This is a genomic window from Saccharothrix algeriensis, from assembly GCF_016907655.1.
GTDB lineage: Bacteria > Actinomycetota > Actinomycetes > Mycobacteriales > Pseudonocardiaceae > Actinosynnema > Actinosynnema algeriense.
Window position 1 is genome coordinate 796596 of sequence record NZ_JAFBCL010000001.1, and the last position, 16117, is coordinate 812712.

At 74.1% G+C, this 16117-nt stretch carries 13 protein-coding genes; 11 read left to right on the plus strand and 2 right to left on the minus strand.

The window, feature by feature from the left end:
* The first annotated feature begins 64 nt into the window (after nt 1–64).
* Entirely contained in the window at nt 65–3172 is a 3108-nt protein-coding gene (locus JOE68_RS03255) for a DUF8616 domain-containing protein (RefSeq protein WP_204840855.1), read from the plus strand.
* A 5-nt stretch (nt 3173–3177) separates the two neighbouring features.
* Here JOE68_RS03255 and JOE68_RS03260 read toward each other — a convergent pair whose 3' ends face one another.
* A complete protein-coding gene (locus JOE68_RS03260) occupies nt 3178–3657 on the minus strand; it encodes a hypothetical protein (RefSeq protein ID WP_204840856.1) in 480 nt (159 codons plus the stop codon).
* Nucleotides 3658–3824: 167 nt separating this feature from the next.
* Between JOE68_RS03260 and JOE68_RS32100 the strand changes: the two genes are divergently transcribed.
* Nucleotides 3825–6188, plus strand: coding sequence for a type VII secretion system-associated protein (locus JOE68_RS32100; RefSeq protein ID WP_204840858.1), 2364 nt, complete (start codon nt 3825–3827; stop codon nt 6186–6188).
* Nucleotides 6189–6431: 243 nt separating this feature from the next.
* Complete coding sequence (locus JOE68_RS03270; protein ID WP_239562111.1) at nt 6432–7220, plus strand: S1 family peptidase; 789 nt, start codon at nt 6432–6434, stop codon at nt 7218–7220.
* Nucleotides 7221–7281: 61 nt separating this feature from the next.
* On the opposite strand, the gene JOE68_RS03275 is transcribed toward JOE68_RS03270, so the two are convergent.
* Nucleotides 7282–7692: a hypothetical protein gene (locus tag JOE68_RS03275; protein WP_204840860.1), complete on the minus strand. Its 411-nt coding sequence runs from the start codon at nt 7690–7692 to the stop codon at nt 7282–7284.
* Nucleotides 7693–8007: 315 nt separating this feature from the next.
* Here JOE68_RS03275 and JOE68_RS31670 point away from each other — a divergent pair, with 315 nt between their 5' ends.
* From JOE68_RS31670 to JOE68_RS32105, 8 genes are all read left to right on the plus strand, one after another.
* Nucleotides 8008–8136: a hypothetical protein gene (locus JOE68_RS31670; RefSeq protein ID WP_275584699.1), complete on the plus strand. Its 129-nt coding sequence runs from the start codon at nt 8008–8010 to the stop codon at nt 8134–8136.
* A gap of 96 nt (nt 8137–8232) precedes the next feature.
* Complete coding sequence (locus tag JOE68_RS03280; RefSeq protein WP_204840861.1) at nt 8233–8706, plus strand: UCP032817 domain-containing protein; 474 nt, start codon at nt 8233–8235, stop codon at nt 8704–8706.
* A 3-nt stretch (nt 8707–8709) separates the two neighbouring features.
* Nucleotides 8710–9687, plus strand: coding sequence for an aminotransferase class I/II-fold pyridoxal phosphate-dependent enzyme (locus tag JOE68_RS03285; RefSeq protein WP_204840863.1), 978 nt, complete (start codon nt 8710–8712; stop codon nt 9685–9687).
* Nucleotides 9684–10052, plus strand: coding sequence for a globin domain-containing protein (locus JOE68_RS03290; RefSeq protein ID WP_204840864.1), 369 nt, complete (start codon nt 9684–9686; stop codon nt 10050–10052). The genes JOE68_RS03285 and JOE68_RS03290 overlap by 4 nt, the downstream gene beginning before the upstream one ends.
* Entirely contained in the window at nt 10049–10705 is a 657-nt protein-coding gene (locus JOE68_RS03295; RefSeq protein ID WP_204840865.1) for a tetratricopeptide repeat protein, read from the plus strand. Before JOE68_RS03290 ends, JOE68_RS03295 begins: the two co-directional genes overlap by 4 nt.
* A complete protein-coding gene (locus tag JOE68_RS03300; RefSeq protein WP_204840867.1) occupies nt 10698–11609 on the plus strand; it encodes a phytanoyl-CoA dioxygenase family protein in 912 nt (303 codons plus the stop codon). Before JOE68_RS03295 ends, JOE68_RS03300 begins: the two co-directional genes overlap by 8 nt.
* 41 nt (nt 11610–11650) lie before the next feature.
* A complete protein-coding gene (locus JOE68_RS03305; RefSeq protein ID WP_204840868.1) occupies nt 11651–12727 on the plus strand; it encodes a hypothetical protein in 1077 nt (358 codons plus the stop codon).
* A 424-nt stretch (nt 12728–13151) separates the two neighbouring features.
* Nucleotides 13152–16082, plus strand: a complete 2931-nt coding sequence (locus JOE68_RS32105) for a ferritin-like domain-containing protein (protein ID WP_204840869.1) — start codon at nt 13152–13154, stop codon at nt 16080–16082.
* Nucleotides 16083–16117 lie beyond the last annotated feature (35 nt).

Here is a 16117-nt window from a genome sequence, read left to right on the forward strand (position 1 = left end):
GCCGCGCCCCGGCCAGGTGCCGCACTCCGGGCCACCACCTCGGTCCACCCCACCGCCGAGTGGAATGCACGCGCCCCGGGCGGGCACCGGTCCGTTCGCCCCGCCGCACGGCGGGCAGCAGACGCGCCCCGGCGGTCCGCCCGCACCCGGCCGCGCGCCGGACTTCGGGCAGCGGCCCCACCAGCCCGCGCCGTGGGCCCCGCCGGGCGCGGCTCCCCCGCCCGAGCGGGCGAACGCCGGGGGCGCGCCTCCGCAGGGCCCGCCGGACAGCGGAACCGCCCCGCGCCAGGACGGGCCGCCACCGGTCGCGCTGCACCACGTCGACCCGTCGACGTACGGCGTGTCCACTGTGGTCACGAGGGACGTCGAAGGGTGGGCGCGGGACGAGAACGCGCTCTACCGCGGGGACACCCGGTCGCCGGAGGAGGTCCGCGCGGCGGGCGGGTTCCACCCGCACCGGCCGGACGCGCCCGACCTGCGGCAGCACGTCCACGGTGACACGAACGCGTTCGTCAGCACGTCCACCGACCAGGAGGTCGGCGTGGAGCGGGCCGGGCGCGGCGCCGTCTACGTGATCCACGCGCCGGGCGGGGTCCTGACCGACCCGACCATGCGCGCCAACGGGGACACCCGCGGGTACGGCGAGTCGGAGGTGCTGTTCCCGGGCGGGGTGGACTGGCGGTACGTCGCCGGGTGGCACGAGGTCCGGTACGACCCGGGCGAGCGCAGGTTGGTGCCCGGACCGTTCGTGCCCAACCCGAACTACATCGGTGACCGGGTGGCGGGCACGCCCGGCTCCGGCGCCGTTTCCCGCTCCGACGCGTCGCCGAGCACGCCGCAGGCCGCCGACCCGACGCCGAGCCGGGCACCGGACCCCGCACCGCCGCCGCCCCGGACCGCACCCGATGTCGCCACGCACAGCCCCGCGCAGGCGTGGCCGCCGGCCAGGCAGGAGCCGGCGGCGCAGGGCCGGCCGGGAGACGCGCGGCAGCCCGCCCCCGGACAGCCCGCCCCCGGACAGTCGGGCCACGGACAGGCGCGGACCGACCACCCCCACGGCGGGCAGCCCCGGCAAGACGGCGCGCCCCACCAGGGCCGGCAGCACCCCGGTCAGCAGCCGGGCCAGCAGCACCCGGGCCAGCAGCACTTGGGCCAGCAGCACTTGGGCCAGCAGCACCCAGGACAGCAGCACCCAGGGCAGCGCCAGCCGGGACAACAGCACCCGGGACAGCACCAGCCGGGACAGCACCAGCCGGGCAACCGGCACCCGGGCCAGCAGTCGCCGGTCGGCCAGGCGCAGCCGCACGCGCCGTTCCGCGGCGACCAGTTCCCGCCGCCCACCGACCGCGCACAGCAGCCCCACCCCTACGACGCCCACAGCCGGCCACCGGCCGGCCCGTTCGATCCGCGGGTGCAGCAGCCCAGGCCGCACGACGCCCCGCCGAACCCGTACGCGGATCGGACCCAGCCCCAACACACCCAGCCCCAACACACCCAGCCCCAGCACTTCCCGCCCGGTCACCCGCCCACCCAGCAGCCCTCGTTCGGCCCGATGGGCAGCGAGGCGTGGGAGGCGCAGCGGCGCGAAGCGGAGGCCGAGCAGGCGCGGCAGGCCCAGCGGACCGCCGAGCAGGAGCGACCGCGCAGGTTCGAGGCGCCGCCGCGGGAGGAGCGACCCCGGCGGCCGTTGGGCGAGCGGCTCCGGGAGCTGCCCGACGAGCGGCTGGACCGCCACCGGCAGCACATGCAGGCCACGCCCGCCGGCATGTCGATCTTCCCCAGCGGCGAGAGCGGCGAGCGGTACTCGGCCAACCAGGTGCCGAAGATCCCCGGCAGGTTCGTGGTCGACGTGCACGGCTCCGCCGGGGCGGTCCGCGTCGACCGCTCGAACCTGAGCGCGGACGACCTCGCCGACATCCTGATGGCCAACCCGGACTGGGACGGCAAGACGCCGATCACGCTCGCGGGCTGCCGGACGGGCCAACTGCCGGACGGGTTCGCGGCCCGGCTCGCGGAGCGCACGGGCGTGCCGGTCACCGCGCCGACCACCGACGCGTGGGTCGACTACGACGGCAACATGTTCGCGTCCGACACGCACGGCACGCCCAACGGCGACCGCCCGGGTTGGCCGCCGAACGGCGAGTGGCACACCTTCGGCCCCGACGGCTCCCACCACGTCGACGAAAGCCCTTACCCGCCGGGCCACCCCCCGACGTGGGGCGACGACCTGCCGGCCGAGGCCCCGTCGCACGCGACCCAGCGCGGCGAGGTGGTGTCGGAGCTGAAGGTCCTGGAACCGAACCAGGTCTCCGGCCGCTCGATCCTCAAGGACGTGCGGGAGGAGTACGTGCGGGACTACCGCGACCGGATCGAGCAGCAGGGCAAGCAGGTCGCGGTGATCCGGTTCGACCCGCAGCCGACCGACCCGGACTCGTGGAAGGCCAAGATGGACGCCTCGCGCGCCTCGGCCGACCAGAAGGAGAAGAACATCGGGGCGCTCGGCTACCAGGTGCACCACCACCTGCTGCCCCCGAACGCGAGCCGCGAAGACCTGCAAGCGCTGATGGACCGGTTCAACAACGACAGCGACGTGAGCGGCATCATCCTCCAGATGCCCGCACCGCAGCGTTTCCAGGACTTCGTCGAGCAGATCAGCCCCGAGAAGGACATCGACGCGCTGCTGCACGACGACGCCTCGCCGCACGACGCGTGCGCGACCGCGGACGGCATCGTGCGCGTGGTGGACCCCTTCCTGGAGGGGCGGCCCACGGTGGCGGTGGTCGGCTCGGACGGGTTCGTCGGCGGCGGTGTGGTGCGGCTGCTGGAGCAGCGCAGCGCCGAGATGGTGCTGCTGGACCAGGGCAGCGACCTGATGCGCGTCCGGGACGCGGACATCGTCGTCTCGGTCACGGGCGCGCCGCGCATCCTGGGGCCGGAGCACCTGCACGAGGGTCACCTGCTCGTGGTGGACTCCGGGTTCGTGCCCCAGCCGGGCACGAAGACGATCCTCAGCGACGTGCAGCAGGAGGCGTCCGCGCTCCCCCGGCTGGTCACGCCCGTGCCGGGCGGCATCGGGCCGGTGGAGATGGCGGTGCTGCTGGACCGCCTGGTGCGCCGGGACGTCGACCCGGACCTGCCGCCGTGGCGGGTGGTGCGCCCGGAGGGGACGTGACCGGGTCAGAACTCCCAGCCGAGCGCCCGCACCGTCTCGGGCACCGGGTCGAGCCCGAGGTCGCCGTACAGCTCCTCGAACTCCGCCGCCCGGTAGTTGCGGTGCTTCTTGATGTCGTCGTGGTAGTGCCCGTTGAAGTAGAGCAGGTCGGTGACGACGAACTCCTCGGGAGCGCCGTCGATGTACCGGTCGGAGAACTCACCGAAGTGCTGCACCCACAGGACTTGGTCCCACGGCACCTCCACCGAGTCGCCGACCGCCGCGCGCAGCGCCTCGGCCGGCCGGTCGAAGTAGCCGAGCGACCAGTGCCGGGAGTTGCTGCGGATCTCGGTGAACACCGCGACCGGCGGCAGCGGCGGCTCGCGCAGGACGAGCCGGGCCAGGCAGTGGGCGTCCCGGCTGTCGCGCAGGTGCTCGTAGCGCAGGATCATCCGGATCTGGGCGCCCTGCTCCTTGGTCACCACGTCGCGGTGGTCCTGCCCCATCGGCGCACCTCGTCGGAATCGGCTCCGGGAGCGGGGCCCGGTCGGCTCCGGGCGCGCCCGCGGGACGAACGCTACCAGCCCCGCCACCGGTTTTCGGCCGTTCCGCCGACGACCGCCGACCGCCGGGCGATATCGTCGGGCGCACCGAGTGCAGGGGAGATTTCCGCGTGAGCGAGCCGTTCGACATCGCGATCCGGGGCGCGGAGGCGTTCCGCTTCGAGCACGCGCCCGAGGCGACGGCGTACGTCGCGCCCGAGGCGACGGCGGACGAGAGCTGGCCGCCGTTCGACCTGGACGGTCGGTCGGTGCGCCGCATCCCGCTGTCGGAGTTCGAATCGGTCGTGTCGATCCGGACGTGGCGGGTGCCCGCCGACGGCGCGCCGGAGCGGATCGACGTCGACCCGTTCGAGGGGCGCCTGGCGGCCGGGGAGCGACTGGTGCAGGTGCGCGAGGACGCGCCGCCGCCGGGCCTGTGGCCGCCGTACCCGGTGGTGCCCGCCGGCGACTCGTGGCCGCCCGACCACGAGTCGCTGTTGGACACCGTCGAGGAGGAGCTGCCGAAGCTCGCGCCCGAGGGGTGGCGGGTGCTCGCGGTGGAGTGCCGGGCCACGGCGCGGCGCGTCGAGTTGGAGGCCGGTGTCACGTTCGACGACGGCGTGGCGCGCGCGTGGTCGCCGCCGCCGTTGGTCGGGCAGTGGCTGCACCGGCTGCGGATGCGGGACTACAGGTCCACGCTCGGCGTGTGGTACACGGCGCGGTTGGAGTTCACCCGGGACGAGCCCGTGCGGCGGCACTTCGACATCGAGGGCAAGCCCGCGTGGGTGGCGCCCCTGTCGTTCCGCGAGGAGCTGGACCACTACGCCGACGAGCTGCGGCTGCTGCCGCGCCGCCCGGAAGCGATCCTCCCGTGGCTGTACGAGGCGGCGGCGAAGGCCCAGCAGCACGCGATGGCGGGTGTGCTGGCGCGCCCGGACCGCGTGGACCCGGAGGACGAGCCGGCGGCGCTGATCGCGCCCGTGTTCGACGACGTCGACGCGAGCGGCCGTCCCGTGGCGTACCGGCCGATGGTCGGCGCGCGCGAGCGGCACGCGATCCTGGAGTACCTCGACGGCGCGCCGCTCGCGCTGTCGGGGCGCGGCCTGGCCGTGGACCGGTTGAGCGACGACGACGAGCCGGTCGTCCCCCTGGGCTACCGGACCGACGGCCGTTGGGTGTGGCACACGTCCGTGCCGTACTACCTGCGCAAGTACCACGTGTCCCCGGCCCTGCCGCTGGTGGACCACATCCGGCGGCGGCGCTACCGGCTGCCCGAGCGGGTGCCGTCGATCGCGCTGGGACGCGCGGCGGACCTCGCGATGGGCCGGTACGACAACGGGTCGCGGGCGGAGAGGGCGCTCGGGCGGGCGCTGGAGCCGCTGTTCGACGTGCTGCGGACGTGCCAGACGAGCCCCCGGCACTACCGGCTGGACGGTCACCAGGACCAGTCGTGGTGCCTGGTCCGCGAGGGCGACTGGTACCTCGTGTACTGGGCGGAGGGCAAGGAGAAGCAGCGGCTCGTGCGGTTCGCGGACGTGCGGGAGGCGGTCGCCTGCTTCGCCGGGCACGTGCAGCTGGAGCAGGGCGCGCTGCGGTACGACGTGGACGAGGAGCTGCCGTGGTGGCAGGTCCCGTTCACCGTGGTGTCCGAAGTGGACCCCCCGCTGTCGGAGTACGGCGAGGTGGCGCTGACGGTGGCCGTCGACCTGGAGGTCGACCGGTACGGCACGCCGGACGGCAACACCGGGTACGTCGCCGACACGCCGTTCGAGCAGCGCGGGCTGCCCGCCGAGCACGCGGGGCGCGAGTACCACCGGTACCGGCTGCGCGGGCCGTGGAAGCTGGTGACGGCGGTGTCGCCGGCCGGCGGGCGGCTGTACGTGCTGCCCCGGCCGTTCGCGGACTACCTGGCGTCGGGCGACGTCGAGGAGGTCACGCCCGACCACCCCGGCCTGCCGCCGGTCACGGACGCCCTGCGCGCCGAGGCGCGGCGCAACCCGGGCGGCTGGGTGTGGTGCGCCGACCCGGACGTCGACCCGCGCTTCATCCAGGGCGTGCCGGACTTCGCCCTGCTGGGCGCCTACCGCGTCGGCCCGTCCGGCGAGCTGACCGGCGAGACGCACCTGAACCCCTCCTACCGCCCCTCCCCCCGCCGCCGCGGCTACCCGGAACCGCAGTCGGACTTCGAGGCGGTGCTCGGCTTCGTCGCGGCCGGCTGGCTGCCCCAGGACCGCGTGCTCCAGGCCGCGCTGGAGGGGCTGTTCCTGGTGGAGGCGGACCCGCAGGGCAGCTTCCGGCTGGGCCAGACCCCGGCCGGCGCGCGCTTCCTGGCGGTCTACACGTCACCGGGGTACGTGCCCGCGGGCGCGAACACCGTGCAGGTGCCGGGGCGCGCGCTGCTGCCCGTGCTGGCGGGCACGACGCTGGTGATCAACCCCGGTGGGCAGATGGGCATCGAGCTGCCGGGCGACGACCTCCTCGCGGCGGGGTCCTGAGCGGTGGCCGCGGCGCCCGTGCCGCGGCTCGCCGGGGAGGGCGCCGCCGTCGGGCCGGCCTCCGAGTGATCGGGCGGGCGCCGGGCCGGGGTGCCGGGGCATTGGTGCCAACAGGGGTACCGGGCGCTTCCCGGGCGGCTACGGTCGGGTGTCGAGCGGTACCCCACTGCAGGAGTTCGTCCGCTGCCGGACTTCCTCGTCCTGTAGGAGGTCGACGACATGTCATGGGTTTCACGCATTTCCTTGATCGCGGCTGCCGTTGTCGCCGGGTCGTTCATCGCCGGACCCGCGTCGGCGGTCGAGTCGCCGGGGGGAACGCAGGTCGGGCCCGCCATCATCGGCGGCAGGGTCGTCACCACGCCCTATTCGTTCTTCGCCTCGCTGCAACGCGGTGGCCGGCACTTCTGCGGGGCGTCGCTCATCGCCCCGCAGTGGCTCGTCACCGCCAGGCACTGCGTCCAGGGTTCCACCGGTGGCGGTTTCTCCGCTCGGATCGGATCGCTCACCACGGGATCCGGTGGTGAACTCGTCACCGCGGCCGGCGCGATCCTCGGCGAGAACGACATCGCCGTGGTGAAGCTGTCCAGGCCCGCCGCCTCCCAGCCCATCCGGATCGCGGCGAGCAGCCCGGCCGTGGGCACCGTCAACAAGCTGATCGGCCATGGGCAGACGTGCGGCACCCCGGGTTGCGGCGGCCCTTCGCCGCAGCTCCGCGAAGTGGACACGAACACCGTCGCGGATTCCCGGTGCACGGCCTCCTTCAAGAGGGGCAAGGAGATCTGCTTCCAGGGCGCACCGGGCACCAGCGCCTGCTACGGCGACTCCGGCGGGCCGTCCGTCCTGGGCGGCGAGCTGACCGGCGCCACCAGCCGATCCGGCAACAACAGCCGCAACTGCCTCGACGGTCCCGGCATCTACAACAGCGTTCCCGGCTACCGGGCCTGGATCGACCGGGTCACCGGTGGCGCGGTGAGCGCGTGGGAGGCGACGCCGCAGGCGTGGGCCACCGGGGCGTCGGCGTCGGCGAGCTGAAGGGGTTCGGCCGCTGGTGAACGCCTTTTCCGGAGGCCCCTGCCGATCCGGTCGAGCCCGCTCACGCCCGGCGGGAGCGGGCTCGCTGGATCAGCAGGATCGCGACCGCCATCGCGGTGACGACGGCGCCGTTGCCGAACGCCCACAGCACCGCGTGGTCGTGCACGACGTCACGGGTGGCGGTCGGATCGCGGAACACCGGGTTGACCCGCGTGATCAGCAGGACCTTCAGCACGACCGACACCGCGAGGCACCCGAGCGCCGGCCGCGGCACGCGCGCGACGACCGCCAGCACGACACCGAGCGGCCCCCACGGCAGGTAGTAGTAGATCGGGCTGCCCGCCGCGAACACGCCGACGAGCGAGCCCGGCCGCGGGTCGACCAGCACCTGCGGGTTCCACACGACCTGCTCGTAGAGGTTCCCGAAGAACCACATGCTCAGCAAGGGCACGACCAGCTTCGAAGGGATCACCGGACCATGATGTCGCGCACCACGACCGGCCGGCCTCGTCGCGCGTCGCCTGCCCACCGCGACCCGGGCGGCGCCCGCGAGACCGCCGAGAACCCCACCGCCACCGGGTGATCGCAATTCCTCGACCCTGGGGCAGCGGTGACGGCGAATATTCCACAATAATGTTCTACCACCCGAAAAAATCATCGGATTCGACCGGACAGGCCCTTCCGCAAAACCCGCCGCCCTTGCAGCATGGGGCACGGGGAGAAGCACACTTCCAGTCGCCGATCGCACCTTGCGAACGGCGTCGGGACCGGCACTGCGGAGGGCGCGATGGACAGTCGAACGGATGCCGAGCGGACGACCACGATCGACGACATCAAGGGGGCGGTCGAATCGGACGGCGGCGTCGACCTGGTGGAGCTCGGCGAGTACGCCGAGAGCTGCTGGACGGGCTGCTGAAGCGATCCGAAAACCTTCGGTCGCCTTGAAGCGGGCGGAGCCCTGCCCGGATCCGGGCAGGGCTCCCACCGGTCCCGACGCGTGGAGGGTTCCGCCATGGGTGCTCCGAGGATCGAGGACTACATCCCCGAGGCCGTCTACGAAACCCTGCGCAAGCGCCTGCCCGGCCGCAGCTCCGCCGAACTGCGGCTGCAGACGGAGGAGTGCCTGAAGTTCCTCGTCATCGCGTCGGAGGCCGATCCGCTGTTCATCCCGATGACGCGCGAGGTGGACGAGGTGTGGCACGAGCTGATCCTGCAGACCCACTTCTACGCCGAGCTCTGCGCGCGGCTGCCGGGCAGCAGGTTCATCCACCACCAGACGGTCGGGATCGGCGAGTACGCGGCCGGCGGGCGAAGGGCCGGCCTGCTCGACGAGCTGGTGTCCTGGATACCGGCGTACGTCAGCCGGTTCGGGGAGTTCACGCCCGAGCGGGCGCGGTACTGGAGCGTGCTGCGGTACCTGGCCGAGAAGCACGGGATACCGCTGGACGCGATCAACTCGGCGGGCCGCTCGGCACTTCGGGGATGAGGCATGGGACAGCTGCCGGGCGAACGGCCCATCGGGGCGTGCGCGGGGGCGCCCGACCCGCTGCGGGAGGCGGTGCTCCGGGACCTGCGGGAAGCGCGCTGGCACCAGCAGCCCCGGCTCGGCGGGGAGTTGCGCGCGCGGATCGGCGCCCACTACGGGGTCGCGCCGGAGAACGTGCTGGTCGCCAGGGGGTGCACCGAGGCGGTGGCCTGGGCTTTCTCGTGGGCGGTCCGCACCGCCCCGCGACACCGGCGCGCCGTCCTGGCGATACCGCGGCCGAGTTGGCCGGGTTTCACCCGCCTGGCGGACCACGCGGGGATCGCGTGGTCGCACTACGACGCGGGTGATCCCCCCGCCCCGGACCGGATCCCCGTCGTCTGCTCACCGAACAACCCCACCGGGCACGTCGTCGACGAGACCCGGTTGGCGCGGTGGTGCTCGAGCGCGACGGTCCCGGTGGTGGTCGACTGCACCTACGACGACTTCGCCGACGACCCGGTGCTCCCCCGCGCGCACCGGTACCTCGGCGGCCCCGTCGCCTTCTGCGCCAACCTGACCAAGTCCACCGGGCTGGTCGGCGTGCGCCTGGGGCTGCTGATCGCCGCCGCGGACGTCGTGGCCGGGATCGAGGCCGGCGTCGACCCGTTCCGCCTCGACCTGTTCCAACTGGCCGTGCTGAACGCGCTGTTCACCACCAGCGGCCGGGCAGCGTGGCGGGACCTGGTCGTCAGGACGCGCGACGCCGGTGCGCGTTGCGCCGCGTTGTTGGCCGAGTTGCTGCCGTGCGGCGCCATCGGCCCCACTGTCGGCAACGTCGTGTACGGGCGATCGGACGGCTGCTGCGACGAGCACCGCGCGCTTCTGGCCGCGATGGCGGACGTGACCGTGTTCCCGGTCGAGCGCCGTTTCCGGCTGCACGTCGACGACGGCACCGCGGAGGCGCTCACCGCGCTTGCCCGCGACGGGAAGGGGTGCCGATGACCCAGGCGCCGAGGCTCGCACCGGAGGAACTGCTCATGGCGCTGGCGGACCGGTTCTACGCGGAGGTCTCCGCGGACGAGGTGCTCCGCGCGCTCTACCCCGACGAGGACCTGACCGACGCGGCACGGCACCTCGGCTGGTTCCTGGTGCAGGCCCGGGGCGGCCCGCTGACCTACTTCGACCGCCGAGGGCACCCGAGCCTGCGCGCGAGGCACGTCCCGTTCCCGATCACCGGCGGTCTGCGGGACCGGTGGCTCCGCCACATGCGCACCGCGCTCGACGGCAGCGGTATCGACGACGGCGAGCGGGCGAAGCTGTGGCGGTGGTTCGTCGCGAGCGCGGACGCGCTGGTGAACGTGCCGTGAACGAGCACGCGCACGACACCTCCGCCGCGGCGGAGGCCCGTGCGAACGCCCTGCTCCGCGCCGGACGCACCAGGGGCGCGGCAGCGGCCTTTCGCACGGCCATGGCCCTCGCCATCGCCGAACACCCGCACGACGGGGACCGGCTCGTCGCGCTGCGGCACCGCCTCGCCTGGTCGTTGTGGGAATCGGGCCGCAGCGACGAGGCCATCGCGGTGTACGAGGAGGAACGGGTGCCGCTGGATCACCACGGGTGCCGCACCCTGGGCGACCTGTACGTCGAGACCGGGCGGCTCGCCGAGGCGCTGCGGGCTTACACGGTCGTGCTGGACTGGGTCCGGCGGCGGCTGGCAGCCCGGTTCGCCGGCATGGCGGTGCTGGCCGAGGCCCTGGCGACCGCGCCGGGCCGCGGGCTCAACCTCCTCGTCGTCGACGTGCTGCGCGAGAACCTGCACGGCCTCGGCGCGGGCTACCGGCGCAGGTCCCTGGGGTTGCCGATGCTGTGGTCGTGCCTGGCGGACGTGCACCGGCGGCTCGGCGAACGCCGTGAAGAGGCCCGCTACCGCGAGGACTTCCTGCGGTACTGGGCGTGGTACGCCGGCCGGGAGCACGAAAGCGTCCTGGCACTGGCACGTGGAGGTGGTCCGCATGCGTGAGTTCGACCTGGCCCCCGCGCGCGGTGCGCACGCCGCGCCGGTCGAGGAGGCGCGGCGGGCGCTCGTCGAGGACGGGTGCCTGCTGCTGAGGGGCGCGCTGCCCGTCCCAGCGGTCCGGCGACTCCGGCGGGAGCTGGCCGGCTCCTACTCCCGGCTCACGGGCGAGAGCTGGGACTGGGCGCGCCTGCGCCGGTCCGCGGCGGACGACGACCTGCTCGGCCTGCGACGGGCGCTGTTCGGCTGCGCGTCGAACGGCGCCCTGTTCCGGCACCGCCGGCTGGTGTCCTTCCTCGAAGGTCTGCTCGGCGCGCCGCCCTACCTCCACCCCCGGCGGTGGTTGCGCCTGAACCCGCCCGGCGGCGGGCTGGGGCAGTGGGCGGTGCCGTACCACCAGGACTACCGGTTCGTGCAAGGCACGCCTGACGTGGTGACGGTGTGGCTGCCCCTCCACCGGTGCCACGGCGGCGGCATCCGGGTCGAGTCGCGGTCGCACCGCCGCGGGCTGCGGCCACTGGGTGACCGGATCCCCTCGAACCACCTGCGGCCCGTGGCCGGCGTCAGGCAGGAACGCGTCGACGAGCCCGCCTGCGACATGGGCGACGTGGTCCTGTTCCACAGCCTCACCGTGCACGGCACCGCGCCGAACACCGGCTCGTTGAACCGCATCTCGGTGGACGCCCGGTTCCAGCGCCGGGACGACCCGATCGCGCGCGAGCAGTTGCGGCCGGCGATCGCACCGCAGGACGGTCTGCCCATCGGCGTTCCCGGCGCCACCGCCGAGGACCCCTCGGCGTGGTCGGGTGATGCGCTCGCCGACCCGGCGGCCGACATGCCGCTCGTGCCGGCCGGCCCCTTCTCCGCCGACCGGCTGCTCACCTCGTCCCGGTTCGTCCCCGCCGGCTGACGCCCGGCCGACCGATCACCGCGCTGCGAGGGGGACACCCGGTGGCCAAGGAAGTCGTCTACCTCTGCCGGGGCCACGGGTTCGGCCACGCCGCCCGCGCGCTGCCCGTCCTGTCGGCCCTGCGGGCCAGGAGGCCGGACGTGCGGGTCCGGGTCGCGTCCGGCACGACCGGGCTGTCCTACCTCAGGGCGAACGGGCAACCCTGCGACGACCTCGCCTGGACCGACCGCCTGGACCACTCGGCGCCCGTGGTGCGGGAGGTTCACCGGTACCTGGGGCGAAGCGGCGACGACCTGGCCCTGGTCGTCTCGGACGAGTTGGCCTACGTCCCGATGCTGTGCCGGAGGATGGGCCTGCCCTCGCTGTTCCTCACGTGCCGGCTCGGCAGCGAGAAGGGCTCGCCGCGGCTCGACCACGCGCTCGGCCGGGTGGGGCGTGAAATCGTCATCCCGGACTGGGCCTTCGCCCACCGGGTGCCGGACTTCCTGGCGGACCTCGTGACGTTCACCGGACCGATCGCGCCCATCATCCCGTTCGACCGGTCCCGCGCCCGCGCCCTCGTCGGAGCGGATCCCGAGGAGTACCTCGCGGTCGTGTCCTGGGGCGCGCCGCACCCCGCGAAAGCGCGGTTGCAGCGGAAGATGGCGGCTTCGGTGCTCGACCTGTGGAGGCGGGACCGGCCGGCCGGCGGGCGGCTCGTGGTGCTGGCCGACGAGGGCGAGACCGCTGCCCGGCTGGGGGTCGACACCCGGGTCCCCGGTGTCGAGTGGCCGGGATTCCGCGCCGACGCCCCGGCGTTCCACCGGGCGGCGGACGTCGTGTTCGCCTCGGGCGGTTCGACGGCCCTCGAACTGGCGCGCAACCGGGTGCCGACGGTGGCGTTCTGCTCCTCGGGCGGGTCCGTCGTCCCGAGGCGCCTCCGCGCACTCGAGCGGTGCGGTTTGCTGGCGTTGTCCGAAGGGCTCCGACCGGACGGCGTCGACCGGTTGAGCGGACTCGTGGAACGAGCGACGGCACGGGGTGCGCCGCACCGGGGCTGCGAACTGCGCTGGGGCGACCCGGAGCAGGTCGTCGACATGATCGTGGACGCGGTGGACTCGGTGGACGCCACCGGGTAGCCGAAGGGCCGCCGGGAGCGCCCCTCGACCGGTCGGTCCCGCTGCCCGCCACCGCGCATCCCCGCAGCGACAGCGCCCTGCCACGCGGGACGGGACGACCTCACTGCGTGATCGCGGGTCCGGGTCGCCGCTCCAACGGTTGGGCTATCGGGTGGTCGGAACGGGCCGGAGTTGCCCGGTGGGCGGGTTCTGCTCACGGTGGGGGTGAAGGCGCGGTCCGCGCGGCGTCCCCTCACGGCCGCCGCGCACGCCGCGGCGGGCATCGCCGAGGTGGTGGGCGCTTGCGGAGCGGAACGGTTGGGGCACCGGGTGGGGACACAGGACGGCGACGGGCGGATCGGCGGCGCGCGGCAGGCCGCGGCGGGTTCGGGCGGGTTGCGATGAGCGGGCCGGAACCGGTCCGGGGCGTTCGCGGGGGACGGCCGTGAGCGTCTTCGACCTGCCCCGGCTGCACTTCCGCGGCACCGCGCGGACCAGCCTGCCCACCGGGCCGCGCTGCGGTCTGGTGGACGTGACCACCAACACCGCGCTCACGCACGAGGGTCCGTTCCCGGTGGACCGCCCGGCCCACGAGTACCACGACTACCTGGCGAACCGGGGCGCCCGGTACGACGCCGCGGGCCGACCGTGCCGCGACGGGGTGTTCAGCGAGGTCATGGGCTGGAACTTCGGCGGCAACGGGCATTTCGCGACCGAGGCGGCGATCACCGGCGTGGAGCGCGAAGCCGGGCGGGTGGAGGTGGACGACCCGCTGGTGGGCAGCAGCGTGGACATGTGGGGCCACTACAACGAGTACCTCGCGACCACCGTCAACCGGGCGCGGGTCTTCGACGTCGACCCGACCGCCACGGACACGATGACCCTGATGGTCGGCCAGTTCGGCTTCGGCCGCGTCGGGCGGTCGCACGACGTCGGGTACGTGGTCACCGGGCGGGTGAGGGGCACGTCGCCGCCGCGGTGGCAGAACCCGCACCACGCGCTCGACGTCGGCGAGCACTTCATGGCGGCGGAACTGCGCCGGTCGGTGGTCTACCAGTTCGCGGTCGAGGACCCGCAGTGGCTGGAAGGCCCTTCCCCCGCGGTCGAGCACCTGAGGTCCGCGGCGGGCGAAGGGCTGGTGGTCCAGTTCGCGCTGTGCCACATGGCCGCGCCCACGGCGCCGGACACGCCGAACCGGTGGCGGCTGCGGGGCACCATCGCGCCGTGGCACGCGGCGGAACTGCGCACCTACCCCGCCGGGCGGCTGCTCGTGCCGTGCGGCGAGCGCACCGGGGTGCACACCCTCAGCGTCGACGTGTCGCCGACGCACGTCACGTTCAACCTGATCACCGCCGTGCCCCGGCCCTGGGACGGGGGCGACCTGCTGCTGCGCACGGCCGACTCCGACGAGCTGGTCGCGACCGTGCCCGCCAAGGCGCACGAGCACACGCCGACCGGCGGGATCGTCACCGTGCCGGCGGCGTCCGGGGCGCCCTCGGCGCACGACCAGGCGTTGCGACTGGTCCACCTCGACCGGCACGCGCGCCCCGTGGACCTCCTGCGCGAGGTCGAGCTGAACGTCCAGTCCGACGAGGCGAGCCTGATCCTCGACCACACCGACGGCACCCCGGAGCACGACGCGCTGGTGACGTTCCGGGCGTTCCTGCGCGGCCGGCCGCACCCGGTCGCCCCCGTCGTGCGCCCGCGGGACGACCTGCTCGGGATCGGCGAGGTCGGCGTCGACGGCGCCGGCCGGGGCCGCTTCACCGTCCGCGGGCTGCGAGCCGGTGTCACCCGGATCCCGCTCGGACCGCACGGCGCCGTGGCGGTCCGGGTCCTGCCCGACGACCGGGACCTCGACGCCGTCCCGGAACAGGACGTGACCTTCGAGCTGGTGCACGAGAAGGTGCTGGCCTACTACGAGCTGGTGTCCTCGTTCATGCGCGCCGAGGTGTTCAGCCTGGCCGACCGGTGCAAGGTCGAGACCTACGCGACGCTGATGTGGCAGATGTGCGACCCGCGGAACAAGGACAAGACCTACTACATGCCGCCCACCAGGGACCTCTCGGCGCCGAAGGCGCGGCTGCTGCTGAAGTACCTGCGCCGGCAACAGCGCCACGCGCCGCGCCCGGCGCCGCTGGAGACGCCGTGGACGCCCCCGATCACCACCCGCGGCGAACTGGTCGCCGCGCTGCGCCAAGCCGTCACCCTCGAACTGGCGGTGATGCTGCAGTACCTGTACGCCGCCTACTCCGTGCCGACCTACGGCGCCGGCGAGGCGCGGGTGCGCGAAGGTTTGTGGACCGCGGAGCAGCTCGCGCTCGCCTGCGGCGACGGCGGTCGGACGCTGCGCACCGGGATCCGGGGCAGCCTGCTCGAAGTCGCCCGCGAGGAGATGGTCCACTACCTGGTCGTCAACAACGTCCTCATGGCCGTCGGCGAGCCGTTCTTCGTGCCCCGGGTGGACTTCGCCACGATCAACGCCGACCTGCCGCTGCCGGTGGACTTCGCGCTCGAACCGCTGCACCTCGGGAGCGCGCAGCGGTTCATCGCCATCGAGGAGCCCTGCGACGGCCGGGTCGGCGGCGGGCCGTACCGGTCGCTGAGCGAGCTGTACGGCGCCATCCGCGAGGGCCTGTCCCGGGTGCCGGACCTGTTCCTGGTCGACCGCGGCCGGGGCGGCGGCGAGCACCACCTGTTCCTGCGCGAGTCGGTCAACCTGACCCACCCCGACTACCAGTTCGAGGTGGACGACCTGTCCAGCGCGCTGTTCGCGGTCGACTTCGTGACCGAGCAGGGCGAAGGCGCCGTGCTGCCCGCGACCGGCGACCCCGGCCCGTCGCACCACGAGACCTTCCGCCGGATCGCCGGCCTGCTGATGACCGAGCAACTGCGCGGCGGCGGCCGGCCGTGGGACCCGGCCTACCCGGTGCTGCGCAACCCGACCGCGGACCCCGGTCGCGGAGCGGGCCGGCTCGTCACCGACCCCGGCACCGCGCCGGTCATGGCGCTGTTCAACCGGGCCTACCACATGATGCTGCTCCTGATGGCGCAGCACTTCGCCGAACGGCCGGACGCCAGCCTGCGCCGGTCCGAGCTGATGAACGCCGCGATCGACGTCATGACCGGGATGATGCGGCCCCTCGCGGAACTGCTGGTGACGCTGCCCTCCGGCGTGCCCGGCCGCACCGCGGGCCCCTCCTTCGAGCTGCCGGAGCCGCCCGTCCCGGTGTCGCGGCCCGACGTGGCCCGCCGCGGGATCGCGCTGCGGTTCGAGCACCTGGCGGCGGGGTGCCGCCGGGACGCCCGGGTGCCGGAACGGGTGGCCGGGATGAGCGCCCACCTCGCGGCGCAGTTCGGCAGGCCGCCGTGCTGACCGGACCGCCGCCCGCCGACCCGTTCCCCGAGGAG

Bases quoted from the DNA above. Each gene is read 5' to 3' on its own strand.
- JOE68_RS03255 (WP_204840855.1), top strand. From the start codon at position 65: ATGCACGCGCCCCGGGCGGGCACCGGTCCGTTCGCCCCGCCGCACGGC.
- JOE68_RS03260 (WP_204840856.1), bottom strand. From the start codon at position 3,657: ATGGGGCAGGACCACCGCGACGTGGTGACCAAGGAGCAGGGCGCCCAG.
- JOE68_RS31670 (WP_275584699.1), top strand. From the start codon at position 8,008: ATGGACAGTCGAACGGATGCCGAGCGGACGACCACGATCGACGACATC.
- JOE68_RS03280 (WP_204840861.1), top strand. From the start codon at position 8,233: ATGGGTGCTCCGAGGATCGAGGACTACATCCCCGAGGCCGTCTACGAA.
- JOE68_RS03285 (WP_204840863.1), top strand. From the start codon at position 8,710: ATGGGACAGCTGCCGGGCGAACGGCCCATCGGGGCGTGCGCGGGGGCG.
- JOE68_RS03290 (WP_204840864.1), top strand. From the start codon at position 9,684: ATGACCCAGGCGCCGAGGCTCGCACCGGAGGAACTGCTCATGGCGCTG.
- JOE68_RS03300 (WP_204840867.1), top strand. From the start codon at position 10,698: ATGCGTGAGTTCGACCTGGCCCCCGCGCGCGGTGCGCACGCCGCGCCG.